Below are 17,039 nucleotides of genomic sequence, written 5' to 3'. Positions count from 1 at the left end.
AATTCTTAATTAGCTGGAAACGTTCTATTGAAATCTAAGAACCCCCTGCGACTGAAAAAGACCTTCTGACTTTCGTCACATTGCCCTCAATGTCGGATATCTGAACGATAACCTCCCCGTAAGGGAGATCATCAATCGGTGTTGGTAACTTTATTTCCCATACCTGCCCCTCCACGTTCTGGAATAAATCCACAAGGTTGTCTCCGGGGGCACGCCCATACTCCGGAATTGGAAAGGTGGCAAAAACGCCAACTGAATCGCCATTGATTCCCGAATAGTAATCAAAAGCAGAAACACGAATGGTGTCGAACCCCGAAGGGTTGACTCCTGCCCTTGGGCTCGACAACACCAGGGTTGGCCTCAAGTCATCGCCAAACCAACCCGATTTTTGCCGTCCCGGTTCCGGTCTCGTGATGGGGGTTCCAAGATCGATCCACCTTGCGATGAACATTTTTTCAACTTCACTCAAAGGAGGCACACCCGAGCCAGGGGGTGGCATGATTGTTCCAGTAAAGTCGATGTCTGAACGGTTGATTTCGCTGTTGCTTCCCCCCCCCGGCAATGTGCTGGCATCTCCCGGAACCGCTGCCGAAGGATGATCTTCATTCGTCCAACCATCGAGCCGTTCTCCAAACACCTTCCAGGTGAGAAGACTTCTCCGAGATTGCAACGAACGGATATAGCGGGACTGATTGGTCTGTCTCCAACCGTATGGAGTAACCAAAGAAGGGATACCGTATTGCCCGCCGGAATCATCAGCCAACCGGTTGTAAGTATTTTCGTATCCCCCAACGAGGGATTCATCATCCAAAACCAGTCCCGCTTCTGCCGGACCATTGATGGAATGGCACTGCACACAGGAACGCTGCAGAATAGGTTTGATGTCACGATAATATTCGACATCGACTGCGCCACTGTCCACGGTCCAGACTATGGGATCGCCATTTGAATCCTTCGCTATTAGAGGAGTTGCGTGTGCAAGATCGTGAACCGCATATCCCGGCTGTGCGGCGGCTGTTTGTGAAAAATCGAGAGGCTGCTGGGAATGCGCATGGCATCCTCCACAGTCGGTCCGGACTTCCCCGGGTCTCACCTGGTGCCAGGTTTGAGCTGTATTTAACGCGGTTCCGTTTTTATCAATAGTCTGAAAAGTAAACGGGGTGTCTGCAGGAATCTTGGCGAGAAAACTGGTGTCCGGGTTTCCTTCCGGATCGAGAATAGGATTCCCCTGCGCATCAAATTTCCTGAGAGGAATCTCTCCAAGAATTCGCATGCGTTCGTCTGCTGTATTTTTAAAATTGCGCCCTCCCCCGCCAATGTTATTTGGGCCGTAACTCAAATGCGAGGTCGGTTCCAAAGAAAGAATTCGAACCGCGTGAATATCACTGTTGCTGTACTTACCAGCATCAGAACCCTGTATCCCCCAATTGGAACTGGCACCGTTCTGATAGGTATTGAAGGGATCAAGCCCATCGAAAGCCGTCTGCCCCTTGCCGGGCTTGGTGTCCCGCTTGTAAAAAGAGGATGTACCGATAAGCCCAAAAGGCGTTCCAGCAGGTAATTCAGTTGACAACGATCCATCGTTTGGAAGCCAGGGAAGCTCAACCGGCTCATCAACGCCATAGATGTCACGGTAAGGAACTACGGCACGCGGTTGCTGCTCGTTAAAGTTCGGATCATTTTTTATTAAAACCAGATCGCGTGGATCATTGATCGCCTGTCCACCGGTCTGGATATACAACCCCATATCGTAAAACGGTTTGTTGGTGGGACGATTCAAACTGTTGGCAGGTCCTGGAGAATAGACCAGCAGTAAATCATTGTTGGGAGCGCCACTGGGCTGGGTCACCTTGCCCGCTCGCCCCAGGGATTCGTCGCCAAAAATATAGGGAGAAGCGCTATCGCCTACATTTGCAAATTTTGTGATCGTATCCACCCCAAATGGTGGAAAGGAATAATGCGCATTTTGAGGTTTTCCATTACTGAAATACCCCACCTGGACAGAGGCGTTATTTGAAGGAATGGGATCACCAAACGGGATCTCACCTGGAGGAACCGTAGCCGGGAACTTAAAGAAACTTCCGAAACCGTTGTTGTTCAAATTGTAATATTCAGTAACAACGATTGAACCATCTGACAATTGCGTCTGCCAATGGAACGCTCCTCCGGGAGAATTAAAAGCGCTCATCAATGGTTCCCAATGCCGACCGTCAGGCCAAATTGCCCATATTCCCCAAAGGCGGCGACTGCGATTTCCCTGAGCTTCATAACTGGAAAACATCACACGACCGTCTTTTAATACGGTCGGGTGGAGGGCACTGCCGAGGTTCAGGTGTCCAATCAATTCAACATTTTTTCCATCCTCATCCATTACGTAAAGTTGAAGGTTGGGGAAAGTAAAACTTTTGTTCGGTAAAAATCCGTTGCGGCTGGAGGAGAACATGATCTTCCCACCTGGAAGTGGGCAGGGAGCCAGATTGTAAATTCCATAGCCCAGGTAATTTTCACCACTGTTGGCATTAATGGGGGAAGACGACCAGTTCGCCACACCTGTGTTTGGAGTCCACTCCTGAAAAGTGAGCTGAACTATTTCTCTGGTCTCAAGATTGATTTTAAAAATATCTGCACCGCTGCGTGCCGCTTTTCTTCTTTGGGAGTTCAGGTTCGTCTGATCATGAATCTTTGCGTAATAAACCCACTTACCGTCGAAGGAAACATATGGGTCCATCACCACTCCATTCCCGCCAGCAACCAGCACTTCCTCAGATCCATCGGGGTGCAGCAACACAAGGTCGGCACCAGGCTCCACTCTGATAGGATCAAAAACTTCAGGGACCCGTGTGTTTTGCTCGTCTCCAAACCTGGGAGCTTTTACGTAAACGATATCGTAATTGACTGTGGTCTGCGCCAACGCCTCGGCAGCACTCAAAACAAAAATCAGGCTACAAATAATGAGCCCGAAAGGCCACAACCTTGAAAAACAATTTTTATCCAACGTCGATACCATGCTCCCCCCTGACAAGAGTTAAAAAAACTTTTACACTCGAAAATTTTGTCCCTGTTATCCCTATTGCATATCCCCGAAACACACCGGTGCCTGTTCGAACATTTCTAAATGTTGGATTAATGCAAAAAATTCAATACTATAAACAAGCAAACCGCTTGCCATAGTTTGTGATTTACAGAGGGAAGGTTTTCTTGAAGGGGGAAATCAACAAATTTCAGTTTTGTTTAATCACATTGATCAAACAACATGTAATTTACCTACATAGATTTTCCAGGTTGGTAATTACATTTTTTACATTGCAATTCATCAAATGTAGTTCAGGCTATTTACCTATCAAACAAAAAGGAATGACTTGAAAAGTTTACATATAGTCAAATGAATAAAAACCAAATGGTTACCGATAACAACCCGTAGGGCAAACAACCAAGACCTCAAAATATCCCGTAAGCTTCAAAAACAAACCAGAGATTACCTTCTCCAAAGACTCCAAATCCAAAAAGAATCAGGATTCAAAAGTCCAAAGAGTCAGAGCGTGTTGTTTATTTTGTAAAGGAGAATCAGAATCCTGCCTTTTTCACTTTTGGCGCTCCTTACCTACCGAAACAACCAACTCGATACATGGAAAAAAGTAATGCCGGGTATCATATTTTTGGTATACGAATTTAAGCGAGATCCATCGTTAAAAACCTCAGTGTCAGGCGCTTGATAGCTTCATCAACACCAACCCTGAAACAATGAGAATCATAGCAACGATTCTCGATGCACTGACCGGCTCAGCCAAAAAGGCAATTCCGACAAGAAACGACCCTACAGCTCCTATTCCAGTCCAGATCGTATAGGCAGTTCCGAGCGGAATAGTTCGCATGGCAACGGCTAACAGCCAGAAGCTGGCCACCATCGCAGAGATTGTGATGAGTGATGGTATGAGCCGACTGAAGCCATGAGATTGCTTCATTGTATAAGCCCATACAACTTCAAGAACACCGGCAACGAGAAGATAGAACCAAGGCATTGACCCCTCCGGAATCTAACGGGACCAGGTCGTCCTGGTCATTACTGCCCAAGATGGGGGAGGTCGTCCTCCTTTGAAAAGATCTATACTAGCTCGCGAGAAGCAGTTGATCCACCAGAATTTCCGTTGAGAAAACGAGTTTTAAGCCAACCCGTAAATGAAGGAATCACCCAGATATACCGGATACCCCATATTTTTATGGTATTCCCCAAATATTTAGGATAAATAGAACAAAATTTGTTAATCATTGTGTATTCTATACGAGCACTCAGTGTACATTCAGCCATCCTTCAAATGGGAGTAACGCATGTCAACCCACGATCAAATAGTAGCCGCTTACGAAGCCTACCTCGCCGAGAACGAAAGTTTTGAAACCAAAAACATCAAAGCTGCAGCAGCCCGCGCCCGCAAGGCACTTGGAGAGCTTGGGAAACTGAGCAAAACACGTCGCGCCGAAATTCAGGAAAAAAAGAACAGCCTGTAACCGCTAATCTTTCCATTCCATCATATTTCCTGAAGGGAACCCTTTACTGGATCCTTTGATGGGGGACCTGCGCCCTGCATTTCTTCAAGGGTGAAACGGGGAGTGATGTGCTGTGGGCAATTCCAGTCAAAAGCCAAAACCTGAAACACAATGATGCGCTCAACAATCGCATCATAATCTGGAGAAATAACCTTCTCCAGCAGATCAGGCACTTCCCTGCCCCCCAACACTTGTGCCTCAACCCAGATTTTCAAGCGCTGTTGCCGGGTATAGTCCATAAGGAAGAGGACGGCCTTTTTACTGGCCTTTAAGTTGCCTGCACTGATGTACTGTCCGTTACCCCTGAAGTCTGCATAGGCCAGTCGATTCTCATTAAGCACCTTCAGGAAACCTTTCGGGCCACCACGGTACTGCATATAAGGCCAGCCGTTTTCCCCGACTGAAGCGACGTAAAAGCTGTCTCTTCCCTTAATATAGGACTTCTCCTGCCATGTAAGTGTATTTCGAAACGCCTCTTTTTTTTCCATACGCTCATAGGCAGCTCGAGTGCCGTAGCTTTCCTGCTCTTTTCGTACGGGCTCTGTGAAAGCAAACTCCATAAAGTTATGTGCCATTTTCTACCCTCTTTCGGTTGGAAAAATTCAAGCCCCGGTATTCCGGGGCTTTTTATTTTTAGAACGTGTAAACATTCGATCCCTCATCCTGCAATCGACTCAGACTGGGAAGCCCGGTTGTTTTGGGAACAGCATTGTCCTTGATGAGGTCGTATCCGGATGTATCTGCACCGAACACATCAGCGCAGGCACACGAAATACCTTCAACCTTGTCTGCAACGGCCTCAAACAATTCATGTGCGGGGTGGTCTTCGTTTTGAAGTACCTCGGGCCACCGGGTCCCAGTGCCCTGAAAAATTATCGACACGTCTTTTCCTGCATTTTTTAAATCATAGGCTGTTGCCAATGCGTTAAAAACTCTCCCCAGGGATTCTTCGGATTCGTTCTTTGGATCGGATAACACAATGATTGCGTTTTTCATGTTCGGTCCCTTTCTTTTCCTTAACAGGAAACTTTTCAAATAAAGTTAAATATTTTTTCCAGGTTCACCCAGATGTCTCCCCTATAAAGCAGCATCTGTGCCAAACACAAAAAAAGCACAAAGACCTTTAATTTAAAACGAGTTAAACAAGTTTACCCAGCGAACAATTTTTATTAAATTTCATAAAACATGATTTTTCATGATAGATTAGTCGGAAAACCATGAAATTTCATTATCAAGAGGCTTTTCTTAACAGGCAAAATCATGACCAGTCGCAAAGATCCAAAAGCTTCAGCACAATCCTTTCAAAAAGCACTCAAAGAGATCGAGTATCTAAACAACCTCATCCTCAACTCGGCTGGCGAGGGCATTTACGGTTTAGATGCCGAGGGGAAAACCACCTTCGTGAATAGAGCTGCTGAAAAAATGACGGGGTATACAGCGGAAGAGATGATTGGGAAATGCCAGCATGAACTTTGCCACCACTCCCACCCGGACGGTACCCCTTTTCCCGTAGAAACGTGTCCAATCTACGCAGCTTTTACTGAGGGGAAAAAATATGAGGTATCGGACGAAGTTTTCTGGAGAAAGGATGGAACTCCTTTTCCAGTGGAATACGTGAGCACCCCCATCCTCGAGAACATGAAACTATTGGGTGCCGTGGTGGTATTCCGCGACATCACTGAACGCAAACGGGCGGAGGAGGAAATCCAGAATCTCCGACAACGACTGGAAATGGAAAACGAATACCTGAGAGAAGAGTTTCAAGAGACCACTTCTTATGGAGACATCCTGGGCAACAGCCCAGCCCTCGCCCACATCATCACCCAGATTGAAATGGTCGCCCCCACTGATGCCAGTGTGCTGATTACCGGGGAATCCGGAACCGGAAAGGAACTGGTGGCCAGGGAGATCCATAATCGCAGTTCAAGAAAAAACGGCCCCATCATTAAAGTAAATTGCGCTTCCATTCCAAGAGAATTGTACGAAAGCGAATTCTTCGGGCATGTCAAAGGCAGCTTCACCGGGGCTCTGCGGGATCGGGCCGGACGTTTCGAGCTGGCGCATGGAGGCACTCTGTTCCTTGATGAGGTGGGAGAAATACCACTCGACCTTCAAAGCAAGCTGCTCCGGGTTTTGCAGGAAGGGGTTTACGAACGTGTTGGTGATGAGAAAACCCGCGAAGTCGATGTACGTCTCATTGCCGCAACCAACCGGGATTTGAAAACCTCAGTTCGGGAAAAACAGTTCCGGGAAGACCTTTATTTCAGGTTGAACGTGTTTCCGGTTGAAGTTCCACCCCTTCGCGACCGAAAAGATGATCTCCCTATTCTGGCTGAGAGTTTTCTTGAAAGTGTTGCTGGAAAAATGAATCGCCCTGTCCCTCGACTGACGCGTGCCCATGTTGTAAAACTGAAACAATACGACTGGCCTGGAAATGTCCGGGAACTTCAAAATGTAATTGAACGCGCGGTTATACTATCCAGAAACGGAAAATTGAATCTGGATTTGCCAGCACCTGTCAGCAGGGCTGAGAGGGAAAAAGAAAGTTTTCCCATTGATAAAAACAACGAATCTAATCCCGAAATTTTTACCGCGGAAAAATTTAAGGAATTGGAACGCCAGAATATCTGCAGAGCTCTTGAACATTGCAAAGGGAAGGTGTCCGGACCTGGAGGTGCGGCTGAAATACTTCACATGAACCCCACCACTCTGGCTTCCAAAATGAAAGTCTTGTCCATTCGAAAGCCAGAATAAATTTAAAAAGATAACGTGGTCGAAATATAGGAATAGAGGGAATTCCCCTGCCCTGGCGCACCGGGCGCGCCTTGCTGAAAATCCCCATCAATCCGATAGACCACTCCCCCTTCCAGTTTTAAATTAGGGTGCGCCTTCCACTTCCCACGAAGAAACAACTGGTGCCCAAGGAAATGTTCCGAGTTACCTGTCACATCCCGTAAACCGGATGCCCCCTGCCAACCATCTTTGTTGGATGCCAACCAAAAGGCCCGGTAGGAAATGTACCCGGATACTTTTTTGTGAGGCTGAACCTGTAGTCGTGCTCCCGGAGAGCTGATATTGGCACGGACAAATGCAGTGTGGATACTGGTAGGCCCGAAGTCAGTAATGTTTGGACCAAACAACCTTTCAAACCGACCGCTTTTTCCATCAGCAGGATCAGCGTCACCGCTGGCATAATCGTATTCAAGAAAAAACCGCCAGCGCCAACAGGACTTCACGGTATACCCCACTTCTGCATGATGAAAATGTGCAAAGTGATCGAGGTCTCGGGTGTCCTGCAATGCGGGGGTTGCCCTTACACTCCCGAACTGCAGCATGGTTTCGAGTTCATAATCCAGATTGCCGGCTTTTTCGGGACGATAAAACCTAAAACCCGGGGTGTAAATTTCCCGATTCCGCGTCTGAAATTTATTGGCATCGTCTTCATGCAAAGCAAAAAACGATATCTCTCCTGCATGGCCAGCTGGTAAATCTGGAGCACTGATGAATATCCCCCAGAAAATTTGATGAAGAGACTCTTCATCGAATTCAGTATCGTTATTTAAAAGCTGGGTGGGTACAGTCGGTTGACGGTTCACGGGCAACGTAAGCAAAGTACGGACCTTAACTCCCTGTTGTGCGGTCCATAGCCAATCCAAACCGGAATATCCCTGTATCACATTTCGAAACCGGTTACGCGCAACAAACCTCCGCTTGCCCAGGTCCAGAGTGAAACGGCCCGCTCTCAAAATACTTTCACTGCCCTCCAGGAAAAGGTCTCCTGTTTTCCAGACAAGATTCGCTTCAAGAAGTTCGGCTGCATTGACAATGGAATTGTTTATCCTCGAGCCACTGTCTGCAAGCTCGGCACGCGCATCCTGCAATTCCAGTTTCAATTGAAACTCGTCATTGAATTTAATTCTCGCTTGCGCCAGTGTCCTGAAAGATAAAATCTGGTCGCTGCCGTTGCTACCCAGCCGGAACTGCTCAGATAAAGTTTCATATCGTGCCCGATGCTCCCCCGAAACAGAAAACCATTCAGGCAAATGCAGTGCGTCCTCTATTTTCCAGGGAGAGGAATTCTGAGCAAATGCAGGAAATGCCGTAGGAATAAAAAAGAGAACGAAAAACAAAGCCATAGGGGGCAACCAAAGGACAAGAAAAGCCTTCGGCTTCAGGTTATTCAGGAAGGTCATAACCATAGGATATGATCACTTTTCTGGCCAGCTCGCTTTTTAGAAATTCGAGAAAGTCCTTTGCCGCAGGGTTCCCATTCCCTCTTTCCAACAACACGGCATCCTGGTTAAGAGGGTCATGGAAATCCGATGGAACTTTCCAATACTTTCCTTTCGATTTATTCTTTGGGTCCAATACCTGTGATAAAGCCACAAATCCCAGTTGCACATTTCCGGAGAGTACAAATTGAAATGTTTGTCCGATATTTTCTCCACGCACAGCACGCGCTCCCAGTTTTTTCCAAAGGTCCAGTTTTTCCAGGGTCTGCCTTGCAGCCAAACCATAAGGAGCCGTTTTTGGGTTGGCTAAGGCCAGCCTTTTAATATTCATCTTGTCCAAGGATAAAATTCCATCCACCGAAAAAGCATCGGGGTTCACACTCCACAAAGCAAGCCTGCCCTGGGCATAAGTTAACCGGGAACCCATTTTTGCTTGCCCATTCTTTTCCAGTAATAGAGGTCGCTTGCTATCGGCCGCCAGGAACAAATCGAAAGGGGCACCATGGAGAATTTGCGCGTACAACTTACCAGTCGATCCGGTAATGGCACGGATCTTATGCCCCGACTGTTTTTCAAACTTTCCTGCAATGACTTTCAGGGGATTGTGAAAATTTGATGCCACCGCAACACGCACTTCTTCTGCTCCCGCTGTTTTGGAATTCATAAAACAGAGAGCCAAAGACAAAATCATTAAACTGAAGGCAAACGTAAAAAAAGAGCGCATCTTGAATCTGATTACTCAGTAACAGGGAGTTAATCTCTATTTATTTTCGATATATATTACCACATATAACGAATAAAAAAGAACACATTTTAAAATGGTTCTAGAACTCAAAATTTTAGGGAATTAGAAGGGAAGTACGCCAGCCCCACCGCAAGGTGGTGCTAAGTGCACGGCGAGCACAAATGATATTGCGATGCGCTCACAAATGTTCGGCCATCTGCCCCACCGCAAGATGGTGGTCAGGTCAGGCCGCAGAGATTTTGTTCAGCAGAGATTTCTGTCTTATCGGCAGGATTTTCTTTTTTCCGGGATTGTTCAGTGGGCTGGGGATAGCGGTAGGTATTGCCTTCAAAGTTGGTAACGACAACCTCTTCCTCGGAATAACGGACGACCGTGTCGGGCAACAAGCGCACTTTGCCGCCGCCACCAGGTGTGTCGATCACATAATAGGGGACACCCATTCCAGAGGTGTGCCCCATCAGGCCTTTGATGATATTCAATCCTGTTTCAACCGTGGTCCGAAAGTGGTCTGTTCCCATGGTCATATCAGCCTGATATATATAGTAGGGTTTGACTCGAATCTTGAGAAGCTTGTGAACCAGCTCGCGCATCACTTCAACCGAGTCATTCACATCCTTGAGCAACACCGTCTGGCTACCCAGCGGAATCCCGGTGTCTGCCAGCATATTGCAGGCACGTTCTACTTCCGGGGTAATTTCATCCGGATGATTAAAGTGGAGATTGGCGTATAAGGGATGAAACTTCTTCAACATTTCGCACAATTTAGGCGTGATGCGATCCGGCAAGGTCCCCGGAACACGGGTACCAAGACGAATAATCTCAAGGTGCTTGATTTCGCGTAGCGCGGTGAGAATGCGCTCTAATTCCCGATCGGGCACCAGAAGCGGATCTCCACCAGACATGATCACATCCCGCACCTCAGGATGTCGGGAAATATAATCAATTCCCTTGCTGAGTGTCTCTCGAGTGACCAGTCCAGGAAAACCGATCTTGCGTTTGCGTGTGCAGAAGCGGCAGATAATCGGACAATGGTTGTTGATCATCAACAGAACCCGGTCCGGGTATCGGTGCACCAACTCCGGCACCGGCATGTCACGCTCTTCCTTGAGAGGGTCCGACTCCAGTGCCTCTTCCGTACTTAGAAAATCGTCCAGCTCTTCTTCCGTTGGCACCACCTGGCGCCACAAAGGATCGTTTGCAGATTTAATCTTGTCAGCAAAATAAGAGTTGATCCTTATAGGAAAGACTTCCGCAACCTTATTCAATTTTTCCCGGTAGGATGGGTCCTGGGGGATAAAAGGAAGCTGTTCTACTTTAGTAATGCTGCCGCTCAACTGCCGCTGCCAGGTTTCCATATTTCGCCTTGTTAAATTTCGGGGAGAGTTAAATCAGGAGTTGGCGTAAGTCTTATTGAGGTATTCGATGATGTCATTTTCATCGCTCAACACGACATCGTCATCCACCAGGACAGGAACTGTAGTCTGTCCAGATATCTCCATGACTTGCTTACGCAGGTGATGCGGCCATGGAACATCAATTTTTTCATATTCGATTCCCATCCGGTCCAGATGTGACCGAACCATCGCACAATAACCACAGCCATCTATGTTGTAAAGTCGAATCAGTTCCATATCCCTTGCTTCCTTATGTTTCGTTTTCAATCCGCGATGCAACAAGGAACCATCACCGCATCAGTCATTCCGTGAATCTTCTTTTTATCTTGCGGGCAAAGCGTTGCCAGAATGCCACCTAAACGGGTTTTGCCCTTCACCACAAAATAATACGGTGTGAGCCGAACCCGGCTTTGCATCTCACGCAAAACCTGTCGTTCTTCATCCAGGTAGGAGATGACAAAACGTTTGCCCTTGTGAAACTCCTGCAAAATGCTTGGCTCATTCGGGAACCTGTCCAGCCGCTCATGGAGCGTCGCCTGCCAGTCTTCAGACGAAACATCGTGCCCGACTACCACTCCCCGGCTTCCCCAGGATAAAGGAGAAAAACCGGAGGTTTTCACCACCAATTCTCTTTCCTTTTGGGTCAGTGGGAGAAGTTCACTCCAGTCGGACACCGCCCGCCCCTGAATCTTCAATCCAGGAATTACTGCCTGAGGCGGTAATGGCCGGTTATCGAGAATCCAGGTTCTTGGAATTAGATGGGATAACAGGCTAAAGGTTTCACTTCCGAGATACTTTTCCCACCAATCAGCCAATGAGGGGTGATGAAACAGGCCAAAACTGAGCTTTTCTTCCAACTGCGGTTTATAGGGAGGGGTGACCGCAACCTTGCCCTTTTTGACCGAATAACTGATCAATTCCGCTTTGGGTATGTTGAGGAGGTCAAATAACTCAAAAAAGCGATATACCGCATCAAGTTCCTGGGGTCCTTTGCCATTATCTATATATAGTCCAGTTTCCTGAAACAGAATTTCCTTTGGATGACAAACGGTAACCTGCGCCCCCTGTTCCTGTAAAATGCCGCAAAGATAATCCATTTCTGACCGGTAGTCTTTGGCCTCATCAGAAACCACAATGGCAACCCGGCAATTTTCCTTACCAGATAACGCTTCCATCATTTCCCAAAACAGCCTGGGGATGCCACCTTCCTTTTGACCAACCAGTTCATGCTGCTCCCCATACAGAGACATCAATCCTGATGTGCGCCCAAATCCTCCAGGAACCGAGTCCAACTCCGTAATGGAATACCCGGACTCCGTTACCATAATATCGGGCCGGATTATCCGGGGAAGATGCGTTTTGAAACGCTTCATCCGTGATAATGTCAATAAATCGGAAGGTTTCCCCTCATCCAGGTACTCCGATATCCAGACTGGAGCCCTGCCCTTGATGCTATCGAAATAAAGCTGGTTCAGGCCCTGGTAAAAAGTCAGCAGGTGGGAACCCAGGTTTTCCAGATACTCGACATCCTTTCGGGATAATGGGAAGGGTTCAGGAGAAATACGCCAGACTTCTCCGGGCGCTTCCTCCATTTCGCCATATAGGCCCCAGTCGGTCAGTTCCTGTTTTATATGTTCACAACGGTCTATCGGGTCGGCTATAGCAGTTTTCACTAAATCACAGTCCTTAAAAGGGGGAAATACATCGTTACCAGATTAGATGCACAATTTTGTGTCTTTGATGCAGATTATCGAAAAAAACGTTGAATATAAAGGGGCAAAACCCCCACAAAGGGGTATTTGAAAAGAAATGCTACAATAGCCTTCGAAATTGTAATGCACCGAACTGAAAGGCCCTCATGACTGAAAAACGTCAAATTTCCCTGTTTCCATTACCTTCAACAGTATTTTATCCAAATACCCTGCTGCCTCTTCATATCTTCGAAATGAGATACAGAGAGATGGTCGCGCATTCCATCGAAACCGGGCAATGGATTGGCATGGTGTTGCTGCAATCGGGCTGGGAAGAGCAGTATTACGAGTCACCTCCCATTGATTCCATCGGTTGCGCAGGCCCCATCAAAAAACATACCCAACAAGAAGATGGCAAATACAACATCGTGATATCCGGGCAAACCCGTTTCCGCGTGCTCGACGAATTTGGTGACCGACCATTCAGGCAAGCCAATGTGGAACTCCTCACCAATATTGAGGACTCTCCCATAAATAAAACAGAAGGCTCTCCCTTTTACAATCTTGCTTCCCGTTTCTGGAACTTCAGGGAACTGCTGCCGGAAGAAAAACGCGGGGAGCTGGAACTGGATCTCGACAATTGCCGAAGCCTGGGTGATGCTACCGATCGTATGGCCCACCTGCTGGATTTCACTCTCGACCAACAACGTTTCTTCCTTGAAGAACTCAATGTCGAAAAACGGGTGGCCGCCCTGCTGGAAACCCTCGAACTCAAAACCCGCATCGTCCAGCAATCCTCCCGCTTCGCCCGCGAAGGTCTTGACTCCCGCTGGAATTGATGCCGGAGCATGGCTAACGTTCTTGTCTATTGGATAAAAATGTCATTTTGAACAAAGCAGAATGAAGTGAAATATCTCGCCTTTTATTTATTGCTAGCCCTCCAGATTGTCACACCGAGCCTGTCGAAGTGAAGCAATCTACACCAAACTCCCCAGGTGGGTTGCACACATCCATCGAAAACGTGCATAATCTCCCTTCCCTATTACTAACTGTAAAATACCGAAACCCATGATCTGTATTCCCATAGTCGGTCCATCGCACCAACAGGCATTAAAAGACATCGAACGCTGCCGCAACCTGGCGGACATCGTTGAACTGCGCATGGACCTCATCCCGGACGGGGACCTCAAAGACCTGATGCAGACGGCTGACAACAAGGTCATCGTCACCTACCGGTCGAAAATGGACGGCGGTCAATACCGTGGCTCGGACGAAGACCGCGTGGCATCCATTCGAAAAGCCATCGATCTGGGCGCGCCTTATGTCGACATCGAAACGTCTACTCCCGGCCCGCTGCTTAAATCCGTGTTGGAGAACAAGGGTGAAAGCCAGATCATTCTGTCGCATCACGATTTCACCCGCACCGATGAACGCATCGACAAGTTTTACGAAATCATGTGCGAAATGCCAGCGGATATCATCAAGCTCATCACCTATGCTCAGGACATCACCGACAACCTGGCAATGTTCAAACTGCTTTACCGGGCGCGCAAGAATGAAAAAAAGATGATCGGCTTCTGCATGGGAGAAAAAGGAGAAGTAAGCCGCATCCTGTCAGTCCACTTTGGAAGCTGGCTAACCTTTGGCTCTCTTGAAACGGGTAAGGAAAGCGCACCCGGGCAAATACCGGCCCGCATCCTCAAAGAAGTTTACCGCGTTAACGAAATTCCATCGGATGCAAAAATCTTCGGTGTCATCGGTGATCCGGTCAACAAAAGCATGGGCTACCTCATCCACAACAAGGCGTTTCAACTGACCGACCTGCCTCACGTATACGTCCCGTTTCCTGTTCAGAACGTACAGCGATTTTTCTCCGCATTCGAACCGTACCTCGGTGGACTCAGCGTCACCATGCCGCACAAGGAGGAAATCGGACGTTACCTCGGTTCCATCTCCGCACAAGCGAAAAAAATTGGTGCGGTCAACACGGTGGTGAACGAAAACAAGGCCTGGGCGGGACACAACACCGACGGTACCGGTGCCCTGCGTGCGCTAAAGGCTAAAGGCGAGGTCGCCGGAAAAAACGTGGTCATCATCGGTGCAGGTGGAACGGCCAAAGCCATCGGGCACACATTGAAAGACGCCGGTGCAAAACTGACTCTCACCTATCACCGTAACAAAGAACGCGGAGAAGAGTTAGCGAACCAGCTCGGAGCGCGACTGATCCACATTGACTCGGTTGCCAATGAAACACCGGACATCCTCATCAACTGTTCGCCGGTCGGGATGAATCCGAATGTGAAGCAGACCCCCTGCCCTGCCAGTTGCCTTAAACCCGGCATGATCGTATTCGACTCCGTGTACAATCCCCTGGAAACCCGGCTGATCACCGAAGCCAAAGCCGCCGGCTGCACTGCCATCCCCGGCATTGAACTGTTTGTCAATCAAGCCGTGGAACAATTCGAACTATGGACCGGCACAACCGCCCCCATCGACGCCATGCGACAAGTGGTACTGGATAAGCTTAAAGAGAACTAAGCCGCTTTTCAGTTTCGCAAACTCCATAAAAGCAAATGCGAGATTCTGAGTTTATCGAAGGGTCCCTTTGGTCCTCAGAATGACATACGTGAGTTTTACCTGTCAGATAAAAAGACATAAAGCTCCGAGTTGTCATTCCGAACAAAACGCCGTGAAGTGAAGAATCTCGGCTTTGCTTTGGAGTTTGGAGGTAATGATATTCCCCCTTCTCCGAAGGGGGAAGGCGAAGCCAGGGGGCTTTTAAGCTGTTGCCACCTAAAAAACCTCACCCACAAAAAGAAACATTAAAAAAGAAATTAAAAAACGATCCCCCCAAACCCCTTTACAAGGGGGAGGTGCTGGCGCACGGCCAACAAAACCATTTAAGCTATTTTGAAAAAAGTAAAAAGGAAGAAGCCCCCCAGCCCCCTTCGGAGAAGGGGGAGTAAAAGCAAACTCTTCCGGAGCCGCGCCGCTCCTTTCAGTCGTTCGCGTTGAACTACTCCGCGACGATGCAACCCAGACTCTCCATTCACGCGCCAGCCTTTTCCCTGCATGGTTTTCGCTGGATATTTCCCCGAGGCAGTTTGATACACTGTCCTCATGAAAGCCGTTAAAAAACTTTTGATTGCCCTGGTTGCTTTCGCCATTGTGCTGGGTATCGCAAACCAGGGAATTCCGGTGAATCGAATAGACAGGCAACTAATCGATGCGGCAGAAAATAATGAAGCTGACAAGATCAAACAACTTCTGCAGCAGGGTGCCAACGTTGACAGTCAGGATTTACGTGGACGCTCTGCTCTGCTGATAGCTGTCGATAAAAACCATATTGAAACCGCGCGGCTGTTAATTGAAGCGGGTGCTGATGTGAACCTGCAGGACCGCATTCAGGACAGCCCGCTCTTGCTGGCGGGAGCCGAAGGAACGCTTGAAATATTAAACATGATCCTGCAGGCCAATCCCGATTTCGGCCTGTATAACCGTTACGGCGGCACGGCCTTGATACCCGCCTGTGAGCGTGGTCATGTCAAGGTCGTCAAAGCATTGCTCCAAACCAAAACAGACATCAACCATGTGAACTATCTGGGTTGGACTGCCTTGATGGAAGCCATTGTCCTGAGCGATGGCGGCCCAAGGCATCAACAGATTGTCCAGATGCTGGTCGATGCCGGAGCCGATATTACGATTGCAGACAACGATGGAATCACCCCATTGCAACACGCACAGCAAAAAGGATTCACCGAAATTGTGAAGATTCTGGCAACCGCGAAGACACGTTAATTTTTTCTCAATAAATAAACTCCAAAACAAACCCGAGGGGGCATGATGATCAATACCAATATTATTTCAATAAAACGGTCTCGGATTAAATCGATAACAATAATGACAGCTCTGTGTTTCGCAAGTTTGCTAACTGCAAACGTTGCAGCCGCTGAACTACCAAAAGAAAGTGTACTTCCTCTTGCCCTGGCAGCGAAGGCCGCGCAGGCAGCGGTCGATCAATGCAAAGCCGATGGCTACACCGTCAGCGCCGCTGTCGTCGACAGGGGAGGAAACGTACGTGCCCTGTTGCGTCAGGATGGAGCGGGTCCGCATACGGTTCAAAGCAGCAGCAAAAAAGCCTACACGTCGGCCAGCATGAAACGTTCTACCGCAGATCTGGCGGCCCTGGTTGTCAAAATGCCTGCGGTCCAGGGCCTGCAACACATGAACGACCATATGTTGCTTCTGGGTGGCGGACTGCCCATTAAGATTGACGGCGAAGTGGTAGGGGGAATAGGAGTCGGCGGAGCACCTGGTGGCCATCTCGATGCTGCCTGCGCTGAAGCCGGTTTAAAAAGCATCGGCGCCGAGACAAAAGCTCCCGAGAAAAAATAACAGCTGAGTGCCTTGCCTATCCTGTCTTTGCTTTTGATTT

Annotated in this window: 14 protein-coding genes; 5 read left to right on the top strand and 9 right to left on the bottom strand. The window is 48.2% G+C overall.

The annotated features are described in order from the left end of the window. Positions 1 to 34: 34 nt before the first annotated feature. The 4 genes from G3M70_11440 to G3M70_11425 form a co-directional block, all read right to left on the bottom strand. Complete coding sequence (locus G3M70_11440) at positions 35 to 3,007, bottom strand: hypothetical protein (protein QPJ62450.1); 2,973 nt, start codon at positions 3,005 to 3,007, stop codon at positions 35 to 37. Positions 3,008 to 3,701: 694 nt separating this feature from the next. Beyond that, positions 3,702 to 4,019, bottom strand: a complete 318-nt coding sequence (locus G3M70_11435; GenBank protein ID QPJ62449.1) for a multidrug efflux SMR transporter — start codon at positions 4,017 to 4,019, stop codon at positions 3,702 to 3,704. Positions 4,020 to 4,523: 504 nt separating this feature from the next. Further along, positions 4,524 to 5,117, bottom strand: coding sequence for a pyridoxamine 5-phosphate oxidase (locus G3M70_11430; protein QPJ62448.1), 594 nt, complete (start codon positions 5,115 to 5,117; stop codon positions 4,524 to 4,526). Between the two features lie 58 nt (positions 5,118 to 5,175). Further along, positions 5,176 to 5,538 carry a DsrE family protein gene (locus tag G3M70_11425; GenBank protein QPJ62447.1) on the bottom strand — a complete coding sequence of 121 codons (363 nt, stop codon included), beginning with the start codon at positions 5,536 to 5,538 and terminating at the stop codon, positions 5,176 to 5,178. 264 nt (positions 5,539 to 5,802) lie between these two features. On the opposite strand from G3M70_11425, the gene G3M70_11420 reads away from it, so the two are divergent. Then, positions 5,803 to 7,296: a PAS domain S-box protein gene (locus G3M70_11420; protein ID QPJ62446.1), complete on the top strand. Its 1,494-nt coding sequence runs from the start codon at positions 5,803 to 5,805 to the stop codon at positions 7,294 to 7,296. A gap of 2 nt (positions 7,297 to 7,298) precedes the next feature. On the opposite strand, the gene G3M70_11415 is transcribed toward G3M70_11420, so the two are convergent. The 5 genes from G3M70_11415 to G3M70_11395 form a co-directional block, all read right to left on the bottom strand. Beyond that, positions 7,299 to 8,678: an alginate export family protein gene (locus G3M70_11415; GenBank protein QPJ62445.1), complete on the bottom strand. Its 1,380-nt coding sequence runs from the start codon at positions 8,676 to 8,678 to the stop codon at positions 7,299 to 7,301. Between the two features lie 40 nt (positions 8,679 to 8,718). Beyond that, a complete protein-coding gene (gene modA / locus G3M70_11410; GenBank protein QPJ63793.1) occupies positions 8,719 to 9,510 on the bottom strand; it encodes a molybdate ABC transporter substrate-binding protein in 792 nt (263 codons plus the stop codon). 227 nt (positions 9,511 to 9,737) lie between these two features. Further along, positions 9,738 to 10,874: a KamA family radical SAM protein gene (locus G3M70_11405; GenBank protein ID QPJ62444.1), complete on the bottom strand. Its 1,137-nt coding sequence runs from the start codon at positions 10,872 to 10,874 to the stop codon at positions 9,738 to 9,740. 33 nt (positions 10,875 to 10,907) lie between these two features. Further along, on the bottom strand, positions 10,908 to 11,150 hold the full coding sequence (locus G3M70_11400) for a glutaredoxin (GenBank protein ID QPJ62443.1): 243 nt from the start codon (positions 11,148 to 11,150) through the stop codon (positions 10,908 to 10,910). Positions 11,151 to 11,176: 26 nt separating this feature from the next. Further along, positions 11,177 to 12,586 (bottom strand): hypothetical protein, encoded by a 1,410-nt coding sequence (locus tag G3M70_11395; protein ID QPJ62442.1) that lies wholly within the window; start codon positions 12,584 to 12,586, stop codon positions 11,177 to 11,179. Between the two features lie 185 nt (positions 12,587 to 12,771). On the opposite strand from G3M70_11395, the gene G3M70_11390 reads away from it, so the two are divergent. From G3M70_11390 to G3M70_11375, 4 genes are all read left to right on the top strand, one after another. Next, positions 12,772 to 13,443 carry an LON peptidase substrate-binding domain-containing protein gene (locus tag G3M70_11390; GenBank protein QPJ62441.1) on the top strand — a complete coding sequence of 224 codons (672 nt, stop codon included), beginning with the start codon at positions 12,772 to 12,774 and terminating at the stop codon, positions 13,441 to 13,443. A 229-nt stretch (positions 13,444 to 13,672) separates the two neighbouring features. Further along, positions 13,673 to 15,142, top strand: coding sequence for a shikimate dehydrogenase (gene aroE / locus G3M70_11385; GenBank protein ID QPJ62440.1), 1,470 nt, complete (start codon positions 13,673 to 13,675; stop codon positions 15,140 to 15,142). A 582-nt stretch (positions 15,143 to 15,724) separates the two neighbouring features. Next, the gene (locus tag G3M70_11380; protein QPJ62439.1) at positions 15,725 to 16,402 is read left to right on the top strand and encodes a hypothetical protein; all 678 of its coding nucleotides are present in this window, start codon (positions 15,725 to 15,727) and stop codon (positions 16,400 to 16,402) included. 45 nt (positions 16,403 to 16,447) lie between these two features. Beyond that, positions 16,448 to 16,999 (top strand): heme-binding protein, encoded by a 552-nt coding sequence (locus tag G3M70_11375; GenBank protein QPJ63792.1) that lies wholly within the window; start codon positions 16,448 to 16,450, stop codon positions 16,997 to 16,999. Positions 17,000 to 17,039: the final 40 nt, after the last annotated feature.

Source organism: Candidatus Nitronauta litoralis (genome assembly GCA_015698285.1).
GTDB classification, from domain to species: Bacteria; Nitrospinota; Nitrospinia; order Nitrospinales; family Nitrospinaceae; genus Nitronauta; species Nitronauta litoralis.
This window is presented reverse-complemented; position numbering and strand designations above follow the sequence as displayed.